Below are 24572 nucleotides of genomic sequence, written 5' to 3' on the forward strand. Positions count from 1 at the left end.
GTCACCCTGTGGGGCCAGCCCTTCAGCCTCGGCTGACCCCACCCCAAACGCACCAGGGTTCGACAGCGCCCCCTCGCAACCGAACCCGGGTGGCGCCGTGCTCACGGCGCCGCGCCTCGTGGCCTGCCCCCCGAACCACGAATCGCGGCACCACGACACGGCCGCAACACGGCTGTGCGCGAGGCCCCTCGGGGACCTCGCGCACAGTCGTCGCACGCCGGGATGGCCAGCAGCAAAACACGATTCGTGAGCGTAGCGGCGCCAGCCGGGGCCCGCAGAACTACCGCGAGTGCGCCATCAGGTGTTCACCGAGCAGCGCGTCCAACCGCTCGGGCGCCTCGTCGGGGATCCAGTGACTGACGCCCTCGAGGACCTCGAACCGGTACGGGGCGTCGACGTATCGCGACGTCAGTGCGGGGCCGACCGGCCCGATCGCGGTGTCGCCGTCGCTCCACACGTGCAGCGTGGGCACGCGCACCTTGGTCGACGCCCGACCCGGCGTCGTGAAGGCCATCCCGCGGTACCAGTTCAGCCCGCCGCGGGCCCTGGCGCGCTCGCGCATCGGCTCGGCGTCGCGGGCCACGTCGGCGGGTGACATCCCGGTGGCGAGCAGTTGCTTACGCAGGGTGTCGCCTGCGAGTAGCGATTCCGGCAGCACCGGGACCTGGAAGGCGAGCATGTACCAGGACTTGAACACCTGACTGCTGGTGAGCACCGCCCGGACGAACGCGGCCGGGTGCGGCACCGACAGCGTCGTCAGGGTGCGGATCAGGTCGGGCCGGTCCACCGCGACCGTCCACGCCGCGCCTGCACCCCAGTCGTGCCCGACCAGATGCACAGGCCCGAGCCCGGCCTGCTCGATCAGCGCCACCACGTCCGCGCTCAGCTGGGAGCTGCGATAGGCCCATCGAGATCGCGGCCTCGCACGCGGCGAGGCCCCTCTCAGGTCGGGCGCCAGGGTCCGGAAGCCGCGCCGGTGCAGCAAGGGCGCCAACCGATCCCAGGACCGCGAGTCCTGCGGGAAACCGTGCAGCAGCACGACAGGTGCGCCGTCGATCGGACCGGTGTCGCGGACGTCGAACGTCAGGCCGTCGCGGATGAACGTGGTGATCCGATCGCTCATGCGCGCGACCCTACGCGGACCTGCCTGCCCACACCACGGGCCTTGGCGCCTGCGGGCAGGAACTGTCCGGTCTTCTCGATGCCGAAGCCGGGGGTGAATTCGCCGTCCCGGTAGACGAGCCGGCCGTTGATGACGGTGGCCACCGCCGCGGCGTCGCTGCGGTTCACCATCCGGCGCAGGCCGCCGTACTCGGGCACCGCTTCCTCGAACAGCCCGTCGACCGAGGCGTCCAGGCCCGCCGGATCGACCACCACGAGGTCGGCGCGGTCGCCCTCGCGCAGGTGGCCCGCGTCGATGCCGTACCAGTCGGCGAGCTCACCGGTGAGCCGGTGGATCGCCCGCTCGATGGAGAGGAAGGGCTTGCGGGAGGACTGGGCGTCGTTGACGCGCTTGAGGAGTCGGATCGGATAGTTGTAAAACGCCATGTTGCGCAGGTGCGCGCCCGCGTCGCCGAACCCCATCTGCACGCCAGGGCTGGCGGCCAGCCGGTCGGCGAACTTCGGCCGGTGGTTCGCGACCGTGGTCCGCCACCGCAGGTTCCTGCCGTACTCCACCACCAGGTCCAGGTACGCATCGACCGGGTGGACCCCCCTCTCGTCGCCCACCCGGCCGAAGGTCTTGCCGATCAGGGTCTCGTCGGGGCACCCGACGATGACCGCGTCGTAGAAATTGCGGTGCCAGATGCGCGGCGAGAACTTGTTGTCGTAGTCCTTGCGGAACCAGCGGCGGTACTCCTCGTCCTGCAGCAGCGCGTTGCGTTCCACCTCGTTCTTCAGGTGCAGCGCGGCGGCGCCGGCGCCGAACTCCTCGAACACCACCAGGTCGATGCCGTCCGCGTACACGGTGAACGGCACCGGCAGGTGCTGCCAGCGGAAGTTCGTCTTGGCGAAGCGGTTCAGCAGCGGCGCCGCGGTCAGCATGAAGTACACGATCGCGGGGTAGGCCTTGGAGTCGGCGCCGGAGAGCAGCGACGTCTTGAGCGGCTTCTTCCGACCGATCGCGGAGCTCTCGACGAAGAACGCGGCCACATTGGGGTGCAGATTGATCGTCGGCGCGCTCTGCAGGATCTTGCCGCGATCGCGCAGGATCCGGTTGAGGAAGCGGAACTCGCGCCAGCGCGCGTACGTCGACGGCAGTGAGCGCGAACGGTATTCGTCGCCGTCGATCTTGTCGAGGGCGTTGGTCATCGAGGACAGGCCGAGGAACCCGGCGTCAATGGCCTCGGTGAGCATCGAGCCCATGCGGTCGAGCTCGGCGGCGGTGGGCTTGGTCTTCTTGTCCGTGCCGCGGCCGAGGCCGAGCACGTGGGTGCGGATGTCGGAGTGGCCGATGAAGCCGGCGACGTTGGGTCCGAGGGGCAGCGCGTCGAGCGCCTCGACATACTCCGCCGGTCCGCGCCAGGTCTTGTTCTCCTCCAGGATCCGCAGCACCGACTCGCGCGGCACGGCCTCGACCCGACTGAACAGATCCGCGCACTCGCGCGGGGTGGAGTAGACGGTCGAGAGCGAGCAGTTGCCCAGCACCACGGTGGTGACGCCGTGCCGGACCGACTCGGGCAGACCCGGGCTTACCAGCGCCTCCGCGTCGTAGTGGGTGTGCACGTCGACGAAACCCGGGAGCACCCACTTGCCTGCCGCGTCGATGACCTCGGTGTCCGGCCCGACCGGCAGCGCGGCGGAGGAGACCGACACCACGACGCCGTCCCGGATCCCGAGATTGCGCCGCTGACCGGCCGCCCCGGTGCCGTCGAACCACAGGCCGCCGTTGACCACGATGTCGAACTCGGGCATTGTCGCGCTCCTCACATCAAGTAAGTGTTACCCGAGGTTACATATCCGGTTGAGTAGAAGTCAATGGACCGGTTGAGGATTTCTCAATAGAGTGCGGGGCATGGCCGCTGCCCCTCGCTCCCCCGCCGATCGGCGCGCCCAGATCCTCGAGGTCGCGGTGCGGATGCTCGAATCGGAGTCCTTCGACGACCTGTCGATGGACCGGGTGGCCGCCGAGGCCGGGGTGTCGCCGCCGCTGCTGTTCCACTACTTCAAGAACAAGCAGGGCTTCCGGAATGCGGTGCTCCAGGCCAGCGCGGAGGCTCTGCAGCAGCGGATGTCGCCCGACCCGACGCTGCCGACATCAGCCCAGCTGCGCGGGGGTGTTGAGACCTTCTTCGACGCGGTGGTCGCGCACCCGACGAGCTACCTGGCCGTGATGCGGTTGGCGGGCAGCGGCGACGAGGGCATGCGCCGGATCTATCGCGGGATGCGTCGCACCTTCACCGACTGGATCGTGCACGCGCTGACCGAACTCGGCCTGCCGACCACCCCCGCCGTCGACGCGGCCGTGCAGGGCTGGCAGGCCTTCATGGAGGAGATCGTCCTGACCTGGCTGGACGAGCCCACCATGGCGCGCGTCGAGGTGATCGACCTGTGCGAGCGGGCCTTTTATCACCTGCTACCGGCCGCGGGCCTCGACGCCGAGCAGATCGCCCGCGCGCTGGCCGCGGCGGAGCCGAATACCGTACTACCCTAACCGGCGTGGTCCTCCGCGGGGAACACCTCGGCCTCACCCAGAACCTCGATGGCCACCAGTGAACCGACCGCCGGGGTGCGGGTGCCTGCCTGCCGGACCCTGATGTGCGTCGGCGAGGAGTTGAGGGTGATGTCGAGCAGCGCCTGCGAGCCGAGGAACTCGGTCGCCGTCACCGTGCCCGTCTTGCGCCCGTCGGGCGCCGCCCCCGGGTCCGAGGCCACGATCTGTTCCGGTCGCAGCAGCATCCGTCCTGGACCCTCGAACGCGTTCGCCCGCACCGGGATACGGCCGAGGGCGCACTCAGCGACGCCACCGGCCACCACCGCAGGCAGCAGGACGCACTCGCCGAGGAACTCGGCGGTGAAGATGTCGACCGGACGGTGGTAGAGCTGCTCCGGCGCGCCGACCTGGGTGAACCGGCCCGCCCGCATCACCGCGACCTGCCCCGCGAACGAGAGGGCCTCCTCCTGGTCGTGGGTCACCAGGATCGTCGTCACCCCAGCCGCGCCGAGCGTCTGCGCCACCGACTTCCTGGTCGAGGCGCGCAGGCCCGCGTCAAGGGCGCTGAACGGCTCGTCGAGCAGCATCACCTCGGGCTCGCGGGCGAGCGCGCGGGCCAGCGCCACCCGCTGCTGCTGCCCGCCGGACAGCTCGTGCGGTCGCCGCCGCGCGTAGGACTCGTCGAGCGAGACCATCTCGAGCAACTGCGCGACCCGCCTGCCGGATCCGCCCCGGTCCCGCACGACCGCGCCGCGCAGGCCGAACCCGATGTTCCCCGCGACGGTGAGATGCGGGAACAGCGCGCCGTCCTGGGCCACGTAGCCGACCCGCCGTCGGTGCGCGGGCACCACCCTGCCGGGTCGCGCGACGAGGGCCCCCGCGATGGACACCGTTCCGGCATCGGGGCTGTCGAACCCCGCGACGACCCGCAGCAGGGTGGTCTTCCCGCAGCCCGACGAGCCGACCACCGCGGTGGTGGTGCCGCGCTCGACGCGCAGGCTCACCCCGTCCAGGACCGCGGTCGGGCCGTAGGACTTCGACACGGATTCGATCTCCACCTCGCTCACAGCCCGGCCGCCTTCTGGGACTGGCGCAGCAGCAGGTAGGTCATGGGCAACGCCAGCAGGATCATCGCGAGCGCGAAGGGCGCGGCGGCTGCGTAGTCGAGTTCGCTGGTCAGCGACCAGAATCGGGTCGAGAGCGTCCGCGTCCCGCTCGGCGCGAGCAACAGCGTGGCGGTCAGTTCCGTCACGATCGCCATGAACACCAGCGCGGCACCCGCCGCGGCCGCTGGCGCGGTCAGGCGAAGCGTCACCCGCACGAAGGTGCTCGCCTGGGACCGTCCGAGCGCGGCCGACGCCTCCTCGAGCCCGACCGGGACCTGCGCCAGGCCCGAGCGCAGCGACACAAGGGCCCGCGGCAGGAACATCAGCACGTAGGCGGTGATCACCACGATGACCGTCTGATAGAGCGGGTTCGCGTAGCGGATGGTGACGGTGATCAGCGCCAGTGCGGTGACGATCCCCGGCAGCGAACTCGTCACGTAGTTGCAGCCCTCCACGATCCTGCTGAACACCCCAGGGCGCCGCACCGCGATCCATGCGACGGGGAACGCCAGCGCGGTGGTCACCGCGGCGCCGAGCAGCCCGAAGACGAGGGTCTGCGTGAGCGAGGGCCACAGCGTTCCCGTCCGCCAGACCCCCGTGCCGCCGATCCGCAGCCAGCGCGCGATGGTCCACAGCGGGACGCCGAGGGCCGCGACGGTCAGCGCCACCAGCCCGAGCGCGGCGGGAACCGCGCTCCACCGCAACCGAATCCGGTCCGGCCGACGTGGCGCGCCCGAGCCGACCCGCGCGTACCGGGCCGAACCCCTTGCCGCGGCCTCGGCGACGAGCAGGACGAGGCAGCACAGCACCAGCACGCTCGCGAGCATGCTGCCGGCCGCACCGTTGAAGGTGGACTGGTACTGCTCGAAGATCGCCGTGGTGAAGGTGTCGAACCGGAGCAGCGCGAACGCCCCGTACTCCGCGAGCAGGTGCAGCCCGATCAGCAGTCCCCCGCCGAGGACCGGCAGCCGTAACTGCGGCACGACGATCCGGAAGAAAACCCGATACGGACCGGCCCCGAGCGCGCTCGCCGACTCCTCGATGCCCGGGTCGAGCCGCCGCAGGGTCGCGGCGACGGGCAGCGCGACCAGCGGGAAGTAGGACAGCGTCGCGACCAGCACGCCGGACCACAGTCCGTGCAGCGACGGGATCACGCTCACCCACGCGTAGCTGTTCACGAAGGCGGGCACCGCCAGCGGCGCGGCCAGGATCGGGGCCCAGTACCGGTGCCCGATCACCGTGGTGCGCTCGACCATCCACGCGGCACCGACCCCGAGGATCATGCAGACGGGCACGGTGATGACCACGAGCGCGACGGTGTTCCGCAACAGCTCCCCGACCCGGGGCCGGAAGATCAACGCGGATGCCGTCGCCCAGCCGGTGGCGATCGTGGTGGCGATGACGTACCCGAGCGGGATGAGCGTGATCGCCACCAGCACCGCGACCACAGCCCCGACGACCGGCGGCACCCGCCGTCGCTCCGACCGCCCGGATCGGGGGCGCGTGAGCGTTGGCGCGATCATCGCACTAGAGAAGGCCGGCCTCGGTCATGAGCTGGGCGACCTTCTGGCTGTTGAGTTTCGACGGATCCACGGTCGGCGCCTGCAGGTCCGCGAGCGGCACGAGGGCCGGATTCGACGGCACGCCGCTGCCGACCGCGTACTCGAACGAGTCGCCCGTCTGCAGGATCTCCTGACCGGACTTGCCGGTCAGGAACCTCAGGAACTGCTGCGCGGCAACGGCCTTGTTGCTCGACTCGAGCACGCCGCCGCCGGAAACGCTGACGAACGCGCCCGGGTCCTCGTTCTTGAAGTAGTGCAGCGCGGTGTTGGCGCTGTTCTCGCCCGTCTTGGCCTGGTCGCCGAACCAGTAGTAGTGGTAGATGACCCCGCCGGGCACCTCACCCGCGTTGACGGCCTTCATCACCGCGCTGTTGCCCTTGTAGGGGACGGCGTTCTCCTTCATACCGGCCAGCCACGCCCGGGTCACGTCCTCCCCCTTGAGTTCGAGCAGTGCGCTGACGATGGCCTGGAAGTCGGCACCCGACGGCGAGGCGGCCCAGCGCCCCTTCCAACTCGGGTCCTGCAGGTCGAGCAGCGACTTCGGCAGCTGGTCCTGCGGCAGCTTGTCCTTGTTGTAGACGAAGACCGTCGAACGCGCCGCGATCCCCGTCCACTTCCCGGTGGACGGCCGATACTGCGGGGGCACCTGCGCGAGGGTGTCGGGATCGACGTCGGTGAACAAGCCCGCGTTCTCGACGAGCGTCATCGCCGGCGAGTTCTCGGTGAGGAATACGTCGGCAGGCGAGGCTCCGCCCTCGGCGACGATCTGATTGCCGAGCTCGGTGTCGCCGCCGTTGCGCAGGTTCACCTGGATCCCCGACTCGGCGGTGAACTCGTCGACCCATTCCTGGGTCAGCGATTCGTGCTGGGCGTTGTAAACGGTGATCGTCTCGGGCGTGTTCGCCGGGGTGCCGGTGTCCGAGTCGTCGGAGCAGGCGGTCACGCCCACCAGGGTCGATGCCAGGAACGCCGCGCCCGCGATCGTCTTCCATCCTGCTGCCATGACGGTGCCCTTCGGCCGCTGTGACCATCGGGGAATCCCCGATGAGGATTGCCTCAGCAACGTACACCCGTGGGTGCGCTCGCGGGCCGCGATCGACCCACGATCAAGATCAAAAAGTTGGGTTAGCCTACCCTTTTCATTGGCCGATTCTTAGTGTAGCCTTCGCTGAGGAAGCCGGGCTGGAGGATCTCGACATGTACGTCTGCGTTTGCGAAGCAGCCACCGAAGAACACGTGCAGCAATGCATCTCTGCGGGGGCTCGCACCGCCAAGCACGTCGCGCTGGGCTGCGGCGCGGGGCGCGGGCGCGGCTGCGGCATGTGCCGTGACCGGATCAAGTCGATGATCGAACAGCACTACGCCACCGTCGTCGAATGTGAGGCAGAACCGATCAGCGCCTAGTCGCGATTCGCGCACAAATACACCGAGTGAATTCACCCGGTGAGGGTTAGGCTGACTCTAGTGTCCAGCCCACCCCCACCGGAGGTGTCATGCGCGGCGACGATGAGGTCATTGCTCTTCTCAACGAGCAGTTGACCAGTGAACTCACAGCGATCAATCAGTACTTCCTGCACTCGAAGATGCAGGCCAACTGGGGTCTGACCAAGCTCGCGGAAAAGACGCGAGAGGAATCCTTCGAGGAGATGCAGCACGCAGAGCTGCTCACCGACCGGATTCTCATGCTGGAGGCCCTGCCGAACTACCAGCGGCTGCTGCCGCTGCGCATCGGACAGACCATCCGGGAGCAGTTCGAATCCGACCTGGCCATCGAGGTCGAGGTGGTGCAGCGCCTGCGCCCCGGCATCACGATGTGCCGCGAGAAGGGCGACCACACCAGCGCCGGTCTCTTCGAGAAGATCCTCGCCGAGGAGGAGGACCACGTCGACTACCTCGAGACCCAGCTCGAGCTGATCGACAAGCTCGGCGAGCAGCTCTACCTCGCGCAGACCGTGGATCAGCCGCCGACGGCCGGCTGACCCACGGGGACTCCGGCGGGATCCCCCACCGGAGTCCGTCCGGCACCGCGCCGGGTCACCACGCGATGTTGATCGGGCCGGGATCCCACGTACCCGAGCGCCGCACGGTCTCGGCGTCCAGCTGTGCCGGTGCGGCGTTCGGGTCGATGCGTGCGTACTGCTCGAGGCTGCCCCAGTCCCGATCCCAGTCCCCATCGAGGTAGGTCGGCAGCGTCCGGCCGGTGGCCGTCATGTCGATCCAGCCGAGGGGGCCGCCGCCGAAGTGGTCCTGCCACAGGCTCGTCATCACCGCGCCGGGGCGGTCCGGGAGGATCCGGTATTCCGGGATCTCGGCGACGCCGAGGCGAGGGTTGAACGGCCGCTGGCACGGGAACTGCAGCGCCACTTCCCAGTCGATCATGGTCGGTGTGGACGAGCCGACCAGATCGTTGAGGGTGGTCGTCCTCGGGACCCTCGGCGGTGTCACGGCGACCCACTGGTCGGGGTCGGAGTCGCTGTCGTCGACGACGATCCGAACGGCATTCGCTTCCGCGGGAACCTGGTCGAGCGGTACCCGGAGGTTCCGCCACGAGGGTGCGGGTCCGATGTCGATGGGCATGGCGCTGCCCAGTTTCCGCACGGTTCCGTCCCCACCGCGGACGCCGTACTCGAGTTCGACGCGGGCTCCGGGGGTGGCGATGCCGTCGCTGTCGACCGAGTAGACGCGGCCCGCGACGGACATCGAGACCAGGTCACCCTCGGCGGGCAGGACATACCAGTCCGAGGTCAGCGACGCGGGTCCGCTCGTCCCGAAGGTGCCGAGGACGGGAGTGGCCCCGGGATCGAGACCGAACGGCAGGGCGACGCTGCTGCCGTTGATGCCGGAGGCGCCCTGGCCACCGGCGGTGCCTGCCGCGTTGCTGGACTTGGCGTCCTCGTTGTCGAGTGACTTGGCCATGCCCTCGGAGGCGGCATTCTCGTCGGAGGTCAGGTCACCCGCCACCCCGTTCGGGGTGAATCCGGCGCTCTGCACGCCGAGCGCGTTCGCCGGCGCGGCCGTGAGCGGTTGCAGGACAGAGGCATTGGGATCGGTCTCGACGAGCACGTCCTCGGCAAGGCCGCAGGAGTGGCCGGCGAGGGCACCGAAATTCGACTTCGCCAGCGAGAACGAGGGGTACTGGGCGATCGCCCCCTTGGTCATCGAGAGCACGAAGACCAAGACCATGGCCCCGGCCGCGACCGTCAGCGGGGGAATCGACCACAGTCGGCCCGGCCGAGCGGCCCTGTCTTCATGGGGTTCGCGGAGGAAACACCACGCGGCGACGAGCAGCATCACCACGGTGAGCCCGAGCAGGATCGTGCCCGCGCCGAGCCCGGCGATCGTCACCGGCTTGTCCCACCAGGGGATACCCCAGGCCGACACGTACCACCAACTGTTGCTGCTGGTGAACGCGAGCGCGAGCACGAACAGCACGGCGGCTGCGAACAACGCCCTGTTGCGGCGCGACCGGAGCACCATCGGGCCCACCGCGACGGCGGTCAGCACGGCCAGCGACCCGGCCAGGCCTGCGTAGATCCCGAAATGGTGCGTCCACTTGGTGGGCGTGAACATCATCAGCACCATCGCCGCGATCGTGATGCCGATGATCCGGCGCGACGGCCCCGCCGCTGTTCCTGGGATCCGGCCCCCGCGACGCAGCATCACCAGCAGGCTGGCGACGATCGAGAGGACCATCACGAACACCCCGAACCGTCGGGCCAGGGACCCGTCGGCGTTGATGATGAACAGCCACTCGTAGCGCTTGTACTCCTCGAACCAGGCGTTCGTCGGAGGAATCGTGTGCACGTGCTGCATCTCGATCACGGCGGCGAGGGTCTGGTCTGCGAACACCGCGACCAGGATGACCAGACCTGCGGCGGCGATCGGGCCGAGCACGGCGATATAGCCGACGATCTTGGCGCGCGCGGCGACGATCGCCAAGATCGGCCTGGCGCCCGCGATCAACGCGCCGAAGCAGATGATGCCGGAGGGCCCGACGGTCACGGTGAGCGCGCCGATCAGCACGGCGACCGCGGCTGGGAGCAGACGCCGGGTCGCGATGGCGCGCTCGACCGAGCACCACGTCAGCAGCACACCGGCGGCGACGATCGGCTCGGGGCGCAGGCCGTTGTTGTACGGCAACCAGAACGCGAGGAACACCAGCCCGCCGGTCCACATCGCGACCCGGTTCCTGCGGACAGCGGCGCCGAGGCGCGGGGCCACCTCGCGGCTGATCACCAGCCAGCACACGATGCCCGCCATCAACGCGGGGAGCCGCATCCAGGGGCTGGCGGTGGACACCTTCGTCATCAGCGCGAGCAGGTCGTAGTACGGGGTGCCGAACGGTGCCTCTGGCACACCGAACCAGCGGAAGTAGTTGGCCATGTAGCCCGACTCGAGCGACGACCTGGCCATGGTGAACTGGTAGCCGTCGTCCGAGGTGGTGGCGCCGATGAAGTGCCACAGCAGCAGGGTTCCGATCACCACCGCGTCGATCGGGGTGAACTTCCACCAGCGCGCGGGCAGGAACCGTCGGGAACGTCGTCCGTCGAGGTCGTCGATGCGGTGCAGCCCGACCAGGGCGACGGCGGTCGCGAGCACCGCGACGATCATCGCGACGAGCTTGATCGCGGACGGCGTCGACGTGAACCGGGTATCGAGATCCGCGTGCACCGCCAGACCAGCGGGCACGGCGCCCTCGAGATCGCTGAACACACCCACCAGCTGCGGCCGGAAGTCGCCCGCGAGGGTGGTCGGGTCGCTGCCCGCGAGCGTGGTGACGGTCCGCTCCGCGTTCGAGCTGACGGTGACCGACCGCCCGGCGAGCTCGTCGACCGGGATGGCGAGCAGGGTGTGGTCACGCTGGACGATCTCGAACTGCGCGGGTCCGCCATCCGCACCCGGGCCGACCCGGGCGACAACGCCGTATCGGGCCGCGTCCGCCGCGCCGACCGGGGCGGTCGAGACCACGACCCCGCCGGAAGCGGACAGCCGCGCCGCCGCGGCGGCTGGAATCGTCGCCTCGAAATCGAGGGGCGCGTACGACACCAACGGCGCCTCGACTCCCGCGATCGAGTCCGACTGGGGCCAAGACAGGCTCGCGCTCTCCTGCTGCACCGGCAGGAACGGCACCGACAGCGCGGCCAGGATCCCGAGAACAGACGACACCACTGCGACGAGGCGAACACGGCCGGCCCCCACACGGGCCGCCCGTGCCGGGTCCGGTCGGCTGGACTGGGGTCGTTCGTCTACGGCGCTGACGGTCACGACGATCGATGCTATCCGCCAGAAACGTTCCAGGCGGTCTCTTCCCTCGCGCCGCTCGACGACATCGGCGCCCACACGCGTCCGACAGCTGCGAGAACGGGTCGGGGCCGACCCCTGCTGGCCGGCCCCGACATTCGAGCGGATGACGGGAATCGAACCCGTGTGAACGGCTTTGCAGGCCGGTGCCTAACCACTCAGCCACACCCGCATCGATAGGACACTCTGCCGACGATCCGACGGTCCGACCAGGGTTCGGCTCACGCTGATTCTTAGGCCGCCGACTCGGGCCGACGCAGCGCCAGTAGCGCGCTGAACCCGGCGGCCAGCAACGCGAACGCCACCGAGCACACCGCGAAGGCGGTGCCGCCGAGCGTCGTGAGGCCGAGCGCGGTGGTGCCCGCGCCCGTGCCGATGTAGAGCACCGAGTTGTTCCAGGACACCGCGGGCGCGCGACGTTCCGCCATCACGGTGGTCAGGTAGACCTGCGCGGTGCTGAAGAACGCAGTGCCGCAGAAGAACGCGAGCACGAACCCGGCGAGGCACACCTGCCAGGTGTCCGCGGTCGCCGCGACCCCCAGCGCCACCGCGAGCACCAGGCCCCACCCGACGCTCAGTTCCGAGACGTGCCTGCCCGCGGAGCTCCACCGGTCGATCAGCGGCCCGGCCACCATCGAGCCGATCAGCGAACCGATCCCGACCACCATGCCCACCAGTCCGAGCACCCCGGTCTCGAAACCGAACTTCGTGGCGAACAGCGCTCCCGCGTATGCGTAGGTGCCGAGGCGAGCGGCCTGCACGAAGAAGTTGCCTGCCATGATGGTCCGGAACACCCCGATCCTCCACAGCCCGAACGAGGACCTCAGCGCGGACAACGGCCGACCGCGCGATGCGGATGCCCGCACCGATTCGCGCAACCGCAAAGCGATGAGCGTGCCCGCTGCCACCAGCCCGAGCGCGACCGCCGCGAAGGCCAACCGCCAGCTCGACCCGGCCGCGGCAAACGTCGCCAAGGGAACCCCGACGATCTGACCGCCCGCGTAGGCAGCCGACCCCCTGGCGATCGCGCGACCACGTTCGTGCGGCGCCGCGGTCTCTGCCAGGTAGGCCCACATCGCCGGGCCAACCAGGGCACCGCCGATACCGCCGATCGCGCGAGCGGCGAGCAACCAGCCGAGTCCCGGTGCCAGCGCGCACAGCAACTCACCGGTCGCGAAAACCGCGATCCCGGACAGGATCACCCGTCGACGCGGCAGGTGTTCGGTGAGCGCCCCGACCAGGGGGCTGGCGATCGCATAGGACAGGCCGAACACCGTGACCACCCAGGCGGTGGCGGCGATGCTGGTGCCGAAGTCGTTGGAGATGGTCGGCAGCAGCGGGGACGCCAGGAACAGCTCCGCGCCCATCAGGAAGAACACCGCCTGGATCAGGGCGTGCTGGCGCCAGGGTGTGTGCGGCTGCGTCAAGTCTCTCTCCTTCGCCCGCCGACGCTACCGCCAGCGCTCGCCCGGCCCCGTGGCCGACTCCCGCTGACAGGGAACAGGTGCTGTCCTACCGCGCCCCCACTCCCCTACGGTGCGCTCATGACTGCATTCGACTTGCGGGACCTGGCGGGCACCACCGCGGTCGTCACGGGGGCGGCGTCCGGCATCGGCGCGGCGATCGCCCGACGGGCCGCCGGGCTCGGAATGCGCGTGGTACTGGCCGACTTCGACGGAGACCGGCTCGACGAGGTCGCGAACGAGATAGCCGCCACCGGGGCAGAGGCGCTCGCCGTGCGCTGCGACGTCACCGACCCCGACGACCTCGAACGCCTTGCCGCGGTGACCGCCGACCGGTTCGGGTCAGTGCGCCTGCTGGTGAACAACGCGGGCGTCGACAGCACCGGACGGCTGTGGGAGCTCTCCCCGGAGCGGTTCGAGCGCGTCCTCGGGGTCAACGTCACCGGCGTCTTCCACGGGATCCGCGCGTTCGTCCCGCGGATGCTCGCGGCCGGTGGACCCGCGCACATCGTCAACACCGCCTCGATCGGGGCCGTCACCACCGTCCCCACCCAGGCCGCCTACTGCGCCAGCAAGCACGCGGCGCTGGCCATGACGGAGTGCCTGGCAATCGAACTCGCCGCCGAGCAGGCGCCGATCACGGTCGCGGCGCTCCTGCCGGGACCGGTGCACACCGCGATCTACGAGTCCGCCGGGTCGGACGGTTCGGCCGGCGCCGCCACCAGGGACCGGATGGAGGCCTTCCTACGCGAGAACGGGGTGACCCCGGACCAGGCCGCGGACACGATGTTCGAGGGACTGGCCGCGGGGCGGTTCTGGATCTACACCCATCCCCAACGCGCCGACGACCTGTTGCGCCTGCGCGCCGACCGTCTGACGGGGCACCTGGCGCCGACCGCGCCCTGAGATACCTGCAGGTGACGGTCGGCGTGGGATGATGGCGGAATGCCGCCTTCGTCACCGTTGCCACTCGATCCGATCGAGGAGGCCCATCGCCAATGGGAGGAGCACGGCTGGGGCGACGTCGCGGACGGGATGGCCGCCGTCACCTCGCTGATGCGTGCTCAGCAGATCATGATGGCCCGGGTCGAGGAGGTACTCAAGCCGACCGGGCTCACCTTCTCGCGGTACGAACTGCTCACGCTGCTCACCTTCACCCGGACCGGCGCCTTGCCGATGGCGAAGGCCAGCGCGCGCCTACAGGTGCACCCGACCAGCGTCACCAATGCCGTCGATCGGCTCGAATCCGCGAAACTCGTTCGCCGAGTTCCGCATCCGAGCGACCGTCGCGCTACTCTGATCGAAATCACCCAGGCCGGCCGCGATTTGGCCCTGACGGCCACCGAGCAGCTCAACACCCAGGTCTTCGCTCAACCCGGATTGTCCGCCGATAAGCTCGACACCCTCGTGCGGATTCTCGCGGAGCTCCGCCGTAGCGCGGGCGACTTCGACACCGGGGACGCACCCAGCAAGTGGTGAGCTGATCAGCGAGCGAGGAGTGCGACGTTGGTGCTGGTTCTTGGCGTGTCGGCGGGCGCTAGTGGAGCCCGCGCGGTGTTGGCGTTGTCGGATCGCCCGCATCACGAGCCGGTGGCGCGCTGCGATGTTCGGCGTCGGCCCGGCACGACCATCGGTGAGCCGGTCATCTCCGCGATCCGCACGCTTCGCGCCACCGCCGTAGAGCAGGCCGCGATCATCGGTGCGACCGCGGTGACACTGCGCACCGGCATCGACCCCGACGTGGTGGAGAACGCCACCGCGGCGACCACCAGGCAGCACGTGCGGGTGGTTCCCGAAACCTCCGCCCAGTTGCGGTATCTCAGGTTCACCGGCCGACTGCCGCGCCGCGGCTCGGTCCTGCTCTACGACGTGGGGAGCTCGGGACTGGCCGCCTGCGTAGCGGACCCGGCGTCCGGCGAGGTGCTGGCCTCGCGCCGCAGCGCGGTGGTCGGCGGCGACCAGTTCGACCGTTTGGTGCAGCAGCACCTGGCGGGCCGCGGCATCCAGCTCGAGCAGGCGGCGTGCCGCGATCTCAAGGAGCAGCTCGGGTTCGAGAGGATCGTCACGGCGAAGGACCCGGAGACCGGCGCCTGCCAGGTCCTGACGAACAACGACCTGGCGGGACTGGCCGCGGACGCCGTCGCCCACTCGAGCACGGTGCTGCGCAGCATGATCCGTGAATCGGGCAGCACCCCGTCGTCGATCGTGCTGCTCGGGGGCGGTGCCCACACCCCGACCCTCGGTTCACGGTTGGAGGCGCTGCTGCGGATCCCGGTGGTCCTGCCACCGGAACCGGCCTCGGTGGCGGGGCGAGGAGCGGTGCTCCTCGCCGCCGCCACCGGAATGCCGTCCTCGCACCGCGGTTCGGCGCTGAGCGGCTGGTGAAACTCGGCGCTGCCTAGCTGTTGGTGAACTCGGGCGCCCGCTTGTCCACGAACGCCGCCATGCCTTCCTTCTGATCCGCGGTCGCGAACGTCGAGTGGAACACCCTGCGCTCGAACCGGACACCCTCGGCGAGGGTTGTCTCGAAGGACCGGTTCACGCTCTCCTTGGCCATCATCGCGATGGGCAGCGACATCTCGGCGATGGTCGTCGCCGTCGCCAGCGCCTCGGTGAGCAGGTCGGCCGCAGGCACGATCCGGGAGACCAGGCCCGCCCGCTCGGCCTCCTCCGCGTCCATGTTTCGTCCGGTCAGGCACAGGTCCATCGCCTTCGCCTTACCGACGGCGCGGGTCAGCCGTTGCGAGCCACCGATTCCCGGGATCACCCCGAGCTTGATCTCCGGCTGGCCGAACTTGGCGTTGTCCGCGGCGAGGATGATGTCGCACAGCATGGCCAGTTCGCAGCCGCCGCCGAGCGCGTATCCGGCAACCGCGGCGATGGTGGGCTTGCGAGCCGAGGCGAGGCGATCCCACGCCGCGAACCAGTCGTCGAGGTACATGTCCATGTACGACTTCGGCGCCATCTCCTTGATGTCGGCACCCGCGGCGAAGGCCCGCTCGGATCCGGTGATGAGGATCGCGCCGATCTCCGGATCACGGTCGAGGTCGGTGACCGCGGCCACGACCTCGCCCATCAGCTGGGCGTTGAGCGCGTTGAGCGCCTTCGGCCGGTTCAGGGTGATGACGCCGACCCTGCCCTTGCGTTCGAGCAGGATGGTCTCGAAGTCGCTCACGCGTTCTCCTCGTTCGCACGTCGGCGGATGTCGTTGACGATGGCGGAGAAGTCCAGCGTGCCGCCGGTCTCTTCGTGGAACCGGGAGTAGATCTCCGCGGCCCGAAGGCCGAGCTCGCCAGGAACGCCGTTGCCGCGCAGGGCGTTCGCGGCCAGGCCGAGATCCTTGTCCATCAGGGCGGCCGCGAAACCCGGCTGGTAGTCGTTGTTCGCCGGGCTGGTCGGCACCGGGCCGGGCACCGGGCAGTAGCTGGTCAGGGCCCAGCACTGACCCGACGCGTTGGACGCCACGTCGAACAACGCCTGGTTGCTCAGGCCCAGCTTCTCGCCGAGCACGAACGCCTCGCTGATCGCGATCATGGACACGCCGAGGATCATGTTGTTGCAGATCTTCGCGGCCTGGCCGACCCCGGAGGCGCCGCAGTGGACGACCTTGGCGCCCATCACCTCGAGCAGCGGCCGCGCGGACTCGAAGTCCGCCTCGTCCGCGCCGACCATGAAGGCCAGGGTGCCCGCGGTCGCGCCTGCCACGCCGCCGGAGACCGGGGCGTCCATGCCGCGGTGCCCGGCCTTGACCGCGAGATCGTGTGCCTGGCGGGCATCCGCGACGTCGATGGTCGAGCAGTCGATGAACAGCGTGCCGGGGGCCGCGGCCTCGAGCAGTCCGCCCTCGTACAGTCCGAGCACGTGCTTGCCGCTTGGCAGCATCGTGATCACGATGTCCGCCCCCGCCGCCGCGTCGGCGGCGGACGCGACGACGGTGATGCCGTCCCGGGTGGCCTGTTCCAGTGCCGCGGGCACCAGGTCGAAGCCGTTGACCTGATACCCGGCCTTGGCCAGGTTCGCGGCCATCGGACCGCCCATGTGACCGAGACCGATGAAGCCGATCCGGAGGTTGGCTGCGGCGCTCATGACTTTCCTTCCCCAACGCTGCTGAGTTCCTGGATGTTGCCGAGAATGTGAGAGCTGTCGGTGTTTCCACCGGGAGCGAGGCCGAGCTCGGATGCCCCGAGGCCCGCGAAGAAGCGATCCACCTGCTCGTCCGTGACCTCCTCAAGGGTGGCAGGCGACCAGGCGGGATTGCGGTCCTTCTCCACCACCTGCGCGCGGATGCCCTCGACGAGGTCGTGGGAATCCAGGCAGGCCGAGGACACCCGGTACTCCTGGTTCAGCACCTCCTCGAGGCTGCCGAGGTCGCGGGAGCGTCGGAGCGAGCGCAGCGTCACCTTCGCCGCGGTCGGCGACTTGGTGAGGATCTGCTCGGCGGCGTCGATGGCCGCCGGGATCCCGCTGTCCCGCAGCCGCGCGACGATCTCCTCGACGGTGTCCGCCGAGTAGGCATCGCCGATCCATCCGCGCTGCGCCAGCAGCGCGGATTCGGGTGCGGGCTCGGTGAACTCCTCGAGCGCGCGCTCGAGGGGCCCGGCGGCGAGTGCCTCGAGGAAGGCGGGCACGCGGCCGGACGGGATGAAGTGGTCGGCCAGCCCGCAGGCGATGGCGTCGCCCGCGGTCAGCCGCGCGGTGGTCAGCGCGATGTGGGTGCCGAGCTCACCAGGGGCACGCGAGAGCAGGTACGTGCCGCCGACGTCGAGCACGAATCCGATTCCGGCCTCGGGCATCCCGATCATCGAGCGCTCGGTGACGATCCGGACGCTGCCGTGCGCGGACACCCCGACGCCGCCGCCCATCACGATGCCGTCCATGATCGCGACGTACGGCTTGGGGTAGCTCGCGATCGCGGCGTTGAGCACGTATTCGTCGCGCCAGAACTCGCGCGATCCGTCGCCGCCGTCCTGGGCGTCGTGGTAGATCGAGACGATGTCGCCGCCTGCGCAGAGTCCGCGCTCCCCCGCGCCGGTGAGCACCACCGCGCGCACCTCGTCGTCATAGAACCACTCCGCAAGCGCCGCGGCGAGCTGGTGCACCATCGAGTGGTTGAGCGCGTTGATCGCCTTGGGCCGGTTCAGGGTGAGCAGGCCGAGACCGTCGCGCTTGTCGACGATCACCTCCGCCTCGGTCACCTCCGGTGTGCCCGCGCTCACGCCGCTCACGCCGCTCCCGCCGTTCCGACGACCGAGCGGGCGATGACCACTCGCATGATCTCGTTGGCGCCCTCGAGGATCTGGTGGACCCGCAGATCACGCACGATCTTCTCCAATCCGTACTCGGACAGGTAGCCGTACCCGCCGTGCATCTGTAGTGCCTTGTTCGCCACGTCGAATCCGGTGTCGGTGGCGAATCGCTTTGCCATCGCGCAGAGTTCGACCTTGTCGTTCGCGTCCTCGTCGAGCGCGGCCGCGGCCCGCCACAGCAGGGTGCGCGCTGCCTCGAGTTCGGTGCGCATGTCCGCGAGCTGGAACTGCAGCGCCTGCGAGTCGAGCAGCGGCGAGCCGAACGCCTTGCGCTCGGCCAGGTGGTTGACCGCCTTCTGCAGCGCGGCCTGGCCGCCGCCGACCGAGCACGCCGCGATGTTCAGCCGGCCGCCGTTGAGCCCGGACATCGCGATGCGGAATCCGTCACCCTCCAGACCGAGCAGGTTGGCGGCGGGCACCCGCACCTCGTCGAGGATCACCTGGCGGGTCGGCTGCGCGTTCCAGCCCATCTTCTTCTCGTTGGCTCCGAAGGACAGGCCCTCGGCGCCCTTGGGGACGATGAACGCCGAGATGCCCTTGGCGCCGGCCGATCCGGTCCTTGCCATCACCACGTAGACGTCGGAGGTGCCCGCGCCGGAGATGAACTGCTTGACCCCGGTGAGCAGGTAGTCGTCACCGTCACGCACGGCCTTGGTGCTCAGGGCCGCGGCGTCGGAGCCGGCACCCGGCTCGGTCAGGCAGTAGCTGCCGAGGTTCTCCATCGAGGCGAGGGCAGGCACCCACTGGTGGCGCTGCTCGTCGGTCCCGAAGGAGTCGATCATCCAGGTGACCATGTTGTGGATGGACACATAGGCGGCGATGGACGGGCAGCCCTTCGCGAGCTGCTCGAAGATCCGGACGGCGTCGAGCCGGGTGAGCCCCGACCCGCCGACGTCCTCGCTGATGTAGATCCCGCCCATGCCGAGCGAGCCGGCCTTGCGCAGCACATCCACCGGGAAGTGCTTGGCCTGATCCCATTCGATCGCGTTGGGCGCCAAGTACTCCGAGGCGAAGTCCCGAGCGGTGTCGCTGATCGCCCGCTCGTCATCGGTCAGGGTGAACATGGTGATTCCTAGTCCATCGTCGGGATGACGAAGTGGTTCGTGGCGTGTTCCTTGGTTCCCGAGGGCCAACGCTGCGTGACCGTCTTGGTCTTGGTGTAGAAGCGGAAGGAGTCCGGGCCGTGCTGGTTGAGGTCACCGAATCCGGACCGCTTCCAGCCGCCGAAGGTGTGGTATGCGATCGGCACCGGGATCGGGACGTTGACACCGACCATGCCGACGTTGACACGAGCGGTGAAGTCGCGGGCGGTGTCGCCATCACGGGTGAAGATGGAGACGCCGTTGCCGTACTCGTGCTCGGTGGGCAGGCGCAGGGCCTCTTCGTAGTCGGCGGCGCGAACCACCTGAAGGACGGGTCCGAAGATCTCTTCCTTGTAGATGCGCATGTCCGAGGTGACATTGTCGAAAAGGGTGGCGCCGGCGAAGAACCCGCCCTCGTGGCCCTCGAGGGTGAAGCCACGGCCGTCAACGACCGGCGTTGCGCCCTCGTCGATGCCGATCTGCACGTAGTTGTTGACGCGGTCGAGGGCGTCCTTGCTGACGAGCGGACCGAAGTCGGCGGTCTCGTCGTCGCTGCGACCGATCTTCAGCTTCGCGACGCGCTCCTTCAGCTTCGCGACGAGAGCGTCGGCCGTCTCCTCGCCGACGGGAACGGCGACCGAGATTGCCATGCAACGCTCACCGGCACTGCCGTAGCCGGCACCGATCAGGGCGTCGGCGACCTCGTCGAGGTCGGCGTCCGGCATCACGATGGCGTGGTTCTTCGCGCCGCCGAAGCACTGCGCGCGCTTGCCGTGGGCGGCCGCGGTCTCGTAGATGTACTGCGCGATCGGGGTCGAGCCGACGAAGCCGACCGCCTTGACCCGGTCGTCGGTGAGCAGCACGTCGACGACCTCCTTGTCGCCGTTGACCACGTTGAACACGCCCGCGGGCAGACCGGCCTCGACGAACAGCTCGGCGATGCGCAGCGGCACCGAGGGGTCACGCTCGGACGGCTTGAGGATGAACGCGTTGCCTGCGGCGAGCGCCGGCCCCGCCTTCCACAGCGGGATCATCGCCGGGAAGTTGAACGGGGTGATACCCGCGACGACCCCGAGCGGCTGCCGCATCGAGTACACGTCGATGCCGGTGCCCGCGGACTCGGTGTACTCGCCCTTGAGCAGGTGCGGGGCACCGAGCGCGAACTCGATGACCTCGAGGCCACGCTGGATGTCGCCCTTGGCGTCGGGAATGGTCTTGCCGTGCTCGGAGGACAGCAGTCGCGCGAGCGAGTCCATCTCCAGCTGCACGAGCTGGAGGAACTTCATCAGCACGCGGGCACGCTTCTGCGGGTTGAACGCGGCCCACTCACGCTGGGCGTCCACCGCATTGGCGATGATCGCCTCGGTCTCGGCCTTGTCGGCGAGCGGCACCCGCGACTGCACCTCGCCGGTGTTGGGGTCGTAGACGTCGCCGAACTTGTCGGAGGTGCCGGGGACGCGCTTGCCGCCGACGAAGTGGGTGAGTTCCTGAACCATTTTCTTGGACCTGTTCTCGCTAGGGCGAATGCCCGCGCCGACCCCATGGCAACCCACGGGCGCGCGGTGCGGAGTTCCGGATATGTTGCCATCCTATAGTTGGATGTCCATGTATGTCTAGGGGTGGCGTCGACCAGGCGAGAATCCCGGACCCGTCGAACAAGATCATCCGAAACCGGGGGTACGGGCGCCGCCGACGGAGAACAATCACCGTCACGAGGTGCCGGCCGGACCGCCACCGGGCGCGCGCGAATGGGCAAGAACCTGTCAGCTGCACTCTCTCGTCTCAGGATGGAGATCGCCCGATGGAGCCCCAGACCGAACCACCCCACTGCTCGGACGAGTCCGCCGGATTCTCCACGCCGACGACCCGCCGGACCTTCCTCGGCGCCGCGGGCGCGCTGGTCGCGGCGGGCATGGCGGGAATCGGCTCGACCGGGCCGAGGGCGACGGGCGCGGAGAGGTCCGGCATCCCCCTCAGACGCCCGAACATCGTGGTCATCATCACCGACCAGGAACGGCGCCCGATGTTCTGGCCGGACGGCTGGGCGGACCGGAACCTGCCCAACCGCAAGCGGCTGTCCGACCGGGGACTCACCTTCACCCGCGGCTTCTGCAATGCCGCGATGTGCTCACCCAGCCGCAGCACCTTCTTCACGGGGCTCTTCCCCGCGCAGCACGGCGTCACCGCTACCCTCACCGAGGGCGGCACTGTGTCCCCGACCGAGCCGACGCTGCCGCTCGGCATCCAGAACATGGCCAGGCTGCTGTCGTCGGCCGGTTACAACGTGCACTACCGCGGCAAATGGCACATGAGCAAGGGCTCGGGGGGCGGCGATCCGTCGAGCGCCGACGTCGCCGCGTACGGATTCCGGGGTTGGGTTCCGCCCGAGGGCGGGCAGGACACCAACCCCGACCACTTCGGCGGCGGCTGCGCCGACCTGGACAGCGGCTACGCGGCGCAGGCGGTGGACTTCGTCCGCGGCGTCGATTCGAGCACCCCGTTCGCGCTCATCGTCTCGTTCGTCAACCCGCACGACGTGCTCGCGTACCCGCAGACCTGGGACGCGATCAACGGCACCTGCAACAACTACGGGTCCGACGCGCCTGCGGTATTCGAGCAGGGCATCGAGCTACCGCCGACCTACGACGAATCGCTGGCGCTGAACTTCAAGCCCACCGCGCAGATCCAGTCGGAGCTGCTGCTCGCGGCCGGCCTCGGCCCGCTGATCGGGCCGAACGCCGCCCGCAACTACGTGAACTTCTACGCCTACATGCACAAGGTGGTCGACGAGCACATCGGGGCGGTGCTCGACGCGCTCGAGTCGCGGCCCGGGATGCGCGAGTCGACGATGGTCATCCGCATGTCCGATCACGGCGAGATGGGCATGTCCCACGGCGGCCTGCGCCAGAAGGTGTTCAACACCTACGAGGAGACGCTGCGCGTCCCCATCGTCGTGAGCAATCCCGTCCTGTTCCCGACGCCGGTCCAGTCCGACGCGATGGCGTCCCTCATCGACGTGATGCCCACGCTGGCCACCCTCGCCGAGGTTCCCGATCGCGGGTCATGGGACTTCCGCGGCACCGACCTGACGCCGGTGATCGCCGACCCCACCGCGCAGGTGCAGCAGGAGATCGTCTTCACCTACGACGACCAGAACTGCGCCGTGCCCGACGGGCAGTTCCTCGTCACCCAGCCCAACCACATCCGCTGCGTGCGCGACACCCGCTGGAAGTACTCCGCATACTTCGACCCCGCGGGCGCGATCCCGCCGCAGTTCGAGCTCTACGACCTCGAGACGGACCCGCTCGAGATGCACAACTGCGCCAACCCGCTCAATCGGGCCTTCTACGACCCGCGCCAGTCCGCGCTCATGCACGAGCGGCTGTTCGCGGCGATGGCGCGGACCGGCACCACCCCCGCCCGCGGCCTGTAGGCGGCGTAGCCGCTGAGCGGGACGAGGGGGTTGTGGGCGCCCCCGGGCAGGCAGACGCTGGGTACATGTCTGAATCCACCAAGCCCTCCCTCACGACCGCCGTCGTCGTCACCGGCGGCGCCTCTGGCATCGGCCTCGCCTCCGCCCGCGCGCTCGCCGAGGCAGGCCGCCCCGTCGCACTCTGGGACCTCAACGAGGCCAAGGCCAAGTCCGAGGCCGACGCCATCGCCGCCGAGTTCGGCGTCGCCGCGATCGGCGTCGGTGTCGACCTGAGCAACCCGGACCTGTACGCGGACGCGCTGGCCACCACCCGCGCCGCGCTGCCGAACATCGGCGGCCTCGTGCACGCCGCGGGCGTCGTCGACCAGGGCTCGCTCGAGGGCGTCACCGTGGACGTGTGGGACCTGGGCATCAACACCCACCTGCGCCCGCTGGTTCTGCTGACCAAGGAGCTGCTGCCGGACTTCCAGGCCAACCCGGGCTCGGCGATCGTCGGCATCTCGTCGATCAACGCCCACCTCGGCAACGCGATCAACCCGGTCTACTCCGCGGCCAAAGGCGGCATGCTCGCGGTCGTGCGCTCGCTCGCCGACCGGCTCGGCCCCGAGGGCATCCGCATCAACTGCGTCTCCCCCGGCCAGATCCTCACCCCGATGCTGCAGCCGACCGTCGACCTGCTGCCGGAGGGCACCTTCGAGCGCCGCATCCTGATGGGCCGCCTGGGCAAGCCGGAGGAGGTGGGCCGCGCCGTGCGGTTCATGCTCTCCGACGAGGCCAGCTACATCACGGCCAGCGAGCTGGTCGTCGACGGCGGCAACATCTCCTCGCAGCGCATGTAGCTGCCGGGCATCAGTGCCCGCCCAGGATCCGGTAGGTGGCCGTCAGCTCGCGCAGCGCGGCGGCCACCACCGGCTCCTCCACCCCGCCCGCCCGCAGCGCCCGGCGCAGCGGCTCCGGGGTGAGATCGTCCGGCGCGGGCCGGAACTCGACCCGCGGCAGCGGCGGCAGCTCGATCCGGTCACCGAAGTAGTCGTCGAGATCGGGGGCGGACTCCGCATCGTCGCCGTCCGAGTCGAACGAGCGGATCAGGGTGTCGAGGTCGAGCCCGCGGAGGGTGAGGATGACCAGCGGCTCGGTGTCCAGCCGCTGCGCGGTGAGGTAGACGACGGCCGCCGCGTGCTTGCACGGCCAGCCCTGGTCCGGACAGGTGCACCCGAAATCCAGCTCGCCGGACTCGGTGGGCAACAACAGATCTCCCAGCTCGATCGGCACCGTCCCCGAGGCGAGGGTGGCGAGCATGCCCGGGGTCGAACGCACCCGTTCGATCAGCACGTCGACGGTGTCGGGGTCGAGCGGGCGGAGGGTGAACGTCGCGGTGAAGGGGTCGATCTGACTGCCCTGCACCTCGCCGACCACCGCTCCCGGCGCGATGCGGTAGCTGATCACCTGTCCCGCGCGGGCGGAGCCGCGCCCGCGCGCGATCCGGCCGGAGTCGGCGATCCGCTCCATCGAGGACACCAACGCGCGGCCCCACCAGGACTGGGCAAAGGGGCCGCCGCGCGACGCGCGCGACGTGCCGAACTGGCTGAAATCGGTTCGACGCCGGTTCATTCCCCCACCGCCTCCTCGCCGAGCATCATCAGTTCGCGGAGCTCGTCGGTGGACAT

General features: G+C 69.5%; 21 protein-coding genes and 1 tRNA gene. 8 read left to right on the top strand and 14 right to left on the bottom strand.

Features of this window, described 5'->3' with window-relative positions:
- Nucleotides 1-280: 280 nt before the first annotated feature.
- On the bottom strand, nt 281-1123 hold the full coding sequence (locus RM1_RS24600) for an alpha/beta fold hydrolase (RefSeq protein WP_072754238.1): 843 nt from the start codon (nt 1121-1123) through the stop codon (nt 281-283).
- Complete coding sequence (locus tag RM1_RS24605; RefSeq protein ID WP_072754239.1) at nt 1120-2913, bottom strand: N-acyl-D-amino-acid deacylase family protein; 1794 nt, start codon at nt 2911-2913, stop codon at nt 1120-1122. The genes RM1_RS24600 and RM1_RS24605 overlap by 4 nt, the downstream gene beginning before the upstream one ends.
- Nucleotides 2914-3013: 100 nt before the next feature.
- Here RM1_RS24605 and RM1_RS24610 point away from each other — a divergent pair, with 100 nt between their 5' ends.
- A complete protein-coding gene (locus RM1_RS24610; protein WP_072754240.1) occupies nt 3014-3652 on the top strand; it encodes a TetR/AcrR family transcriptional regulator in 639 nt (212 codons plus the stop codon).
- Here RM1_RS24610 and RM1_RS24615 read toward each other — a convergent pair.
- The 3 genes from RM1_RS24615 to RM1_RS24625 are packed head-to-tail and all read right to left on the bottom strand — an operon-like array spanning nt 3649 to nt 7323.
- Nucleotides 3649-4719 (bottom strand): ABC transporter ATP-binding protein, encoded by a 1071-nt coding sequence (locus RM1_RS24615; RefSeq protein ID WP_072754241.1) that lies wholly within the window; start codon nt 4717-4719, stop codon nt 3649-3651. The genes RM1_RS24610 and RM1_RS24615 overlap by 4 nt on opposite strands.
- A complete protein-coding gene (locus RM1_RS24620) occupies nt 4716-6281 on the bottom strand; it encodes an ABC transporter permease (RefSeq protein WP_072754242.1) in 1566 nt (521 codons plus the stop codon). Before RM1_RS24620 ends, RM1_RS24615 begins: the two co-directional genes overlap by 4 nt.
- A 4-nt stretch (nt 6282-6285) precedes the next feature.
- Nucleotides 6286-7323: an iron ABC transporter substrate-binding protein gene (locus RM1_RS24625; RefSeq protein ID WP_072754243.1), complete on the bottom strand. Its 1038-nt coding sequence runs from the start codon at nt 7321-7323 to the stop codon at nt 6286-6288.
- A gap of 194 nt (nt 7324-7517) precedes the next feature.
- On the opposite strand from RM1_RS24625, the gene RM1_RS24630 reads away from it, so the two are divergent.
- Both RM1_RS24630 and bfr read left to right on the top strand, forming a co-directional pair.
- Nucleotides 7518-7724, top strand: a complete 207-nt coding sequence (locus RM1_RS24630; protein WP_027502064.1) for a (2Fe-2S)-binding protein — start codon at nt 7518-7520, stop codon at nt 7722-7724.
- An 89-nt stretch (nt 7725-7813) separates the two neighbouring features.
- Nucleotides 7814-8299, top strand: coding sequence for a bacterioferritin (gene bfr / locus RM1_RS24635; protein WP_027502063.1), 486 nt, complete (start codon nt 7814-7816; stop codon nt 8297-8299).
- 55 nt (nt 8300-8354) lie between these two features.
- On the opposite strand, the gene RM1_RS24640 is transcribed toward bfr, so the two are convergent.
- The 3 genes from RM1_RS24640 to RM1_RS24650 all read right to left on the bottom strand — a co-directional run bounded on the left by RM1_RS24640 (nt 8355) and on the right by RM1_RS24650 (nt 13048).
- Nucleotides 8355-11585 (bottom strand): arabinosyltransferase domain-containing protein, encoded by a 3231-nt coding sequence (locus tag RM1_RS24640; RefSeq protein ID WP_072754244.1) that lies wholly within the window; start codon nt 11583-11585, stop codon nt 8355-8357.
- 137 nt (nt 11586-11722) lie between these two features.
- A tRNA-Cys gene (locus RM1_RS24645) sits at nt 11723-11793 on the bottom strand.
- Nucleotides 11794-11854: 61 nt separating this feature from the next.
- Nucleotides 11855-13048, bottom strand: a complete 1194-nt coding sequence (locus RM1_RS24650; protein WP_072754245.1) for an MFS transporter — start codon at nt 13046-13048, stop codon at nt 11855-11857.
- 117 nt (nt 13049-13165) lie between these two features.
- Between RM1_RS24650 and RM1_RS24655 the strand changes: the two genes are divergently transcribed.
- Genes RM1_RS24655 through RM1_RS24665 form a run of 3 tightly spaced genes read left to right on the top strand, consistent with a single transcriptional unit; the run spans nt 13166 to nt 15469 of the window.
- On the top strand, nt 13166-13990 hold the full coding sequence (locus RM1_RS24655; RefSeq protein ID WP_072754246.1) for an SDR family NAD(P)-dependent oxidoreductase: 825 nt from the start codon (nt 13166-13168) through the stop codon (nt 13988-13990).
- Nucleotides 13991-14029: 39 nt separating this feature from the next.
- Entirely contained in the window at nt 14030-14563 is a 534-nt protein-coding gene (locus RM1_RS24660; RefSeq protein WP_027501573.1) for a MarR family winged helix-turn-helix transcriptional regulator, read from the top strand.
- A gap of 27 nt (nt 14564-14590) precedes the next feature.
- Complete coding sequence (locus RM1_RS24665) at nt 14591-15469, top strand: acetate and sugar kinases/Hsc70/actin family protein (protein ID WP_143069439.1); 879 nt, start codon at nt 14591-14593, stop codon at nt 15467-15469.
- Between the two features lie 13 nt (nt 15470-15482).
- Here RM1_RS24665 and RM1_RS24670 read toward each other — a convergent pair whose 3' ends face one another.
- Genes RM1_RS24670 through RM1_RS24690 form a run of 5 tightly spaced genes read right to left on the bottom strand, consistent with a single transcriptional unit; the run spans nt 15483 to nt 20968 of the window.
- Nucleotides 15483-16259, bottom strand: coding sequence for an enoyl-CoA hydratase (locus RM1_RS24670; protein ID WP_027501572.1), 777 nt, complete (start codon nt 16257-16259; stop codon nt 15483-15485).
- Nucleotides 16256-17170 (bottom strand): 3-hydroxyisobutyrate dehydrogenase, encoded by a 915-nt coding sequence (mmsB, locus tag RM1_RS24675; protein WP_027501571.1) that lies wholly within the window; start codon nt 17168-17170, stop codon nt 16256-16258. Before mmsB ends, RM1_RS24670 begins: the two co-directional genes overlap by 4 nt.
- On the bottom strand, nt 17167-18300 hold the full coding sequence (locus RM1_RS24680) for an enoyl-CoA hydratase/isomerase family protein (protein WP_083576939.1): 1134 nt from the start codon (nt 18298-18300) through the stop codon (nt 17167-17169). Before RM1_RS24680 ends, mmsB begins: the two co-directional genes overlap by 4 nt.
- A gap of 5 nt (nt 18301-18305) precedes the next feature.
- Nucleotides 18306-19454 (bottom strand): isobutyryl-CoA dehydrogenase, encoded by a 1149-nt coding sequence (locus RM1_RS24685; RefSeq protein ID WP_072754248.1) that lies wholly within the window; start codon nt 19452-19454, stop codon nt 18306-18308.
- 8 nt (nt 19455-19462) lie between these two features.
- Nucleotides 19463-20968 carry a CoA-acylating methylmalonate-semialdehyde dehydrogenase gene (locus tag RM1_RS24690; RefSeq protein ID WP_027501569.1) on the bottom strand — a complete coding sequence of 502 codons (1506 nt, stop codon included), beginning with the start codon at nt 20966-20968 and terminating at the stop codon, nt 19463-19465.
- 305 nt (nt 20969-21273) lie between these two features.
- On the opposite strand from RM1_RS24690, the gene RM1_RS24695 reads away from it, so the two are divergent.
- Nucleotides 21274-22905 (top strand): sulfatase family protein, encoded by a 1632-nt coding sequence (locus RM1_RS24695; protein WP_072754249.1) that lies wholly within the window; start codon nt 21274-21276, stop codon nt 22903-22905.
- Between the two features lie 65 nt (nt 22906-22970).
- Nucleotides 22971-23744, top strand: coding sequence for an SDR family NAD(P)-dependent oxidoreductase (locus RM1_RS24700; protein WP_072754251.1), 774 nt, complete (start codon nt 22971-22973; stop codon nt 23742-23744).
- A 10-nt stretch (nt 23745-23754) separates the two neighbouring features.
- Here RM1_RS24700 and RM1_RS24705 read toward each other — a convergent pair whose 3' ends face one another.
- Nucleotides 23755-24516 carry an SWIM zinc finger family protein gene (locus RM1_RS24705; RefSeq protein WP_072754250.1) on the bottom strand — a complete coding sequence of 254 codons (762 nt, stop codon included), beginning with the start codon at nt 24514-24516 and terminating at the stop codon, nt 23755-23757.
- Nucleotides 24517-24572: the final 56 nt, after the last annotated feature.

The organism is Rhodococcus maanshanensis NBRC 100610, assembly GCF_001894865.1.
Lineage (GTDB): Bacteria > Actinomycetota > Actinomycetes > Mycobacteriales > Mycobacteriaceae > Rhodococcus_G > Rhodococcus_G maanshanensis.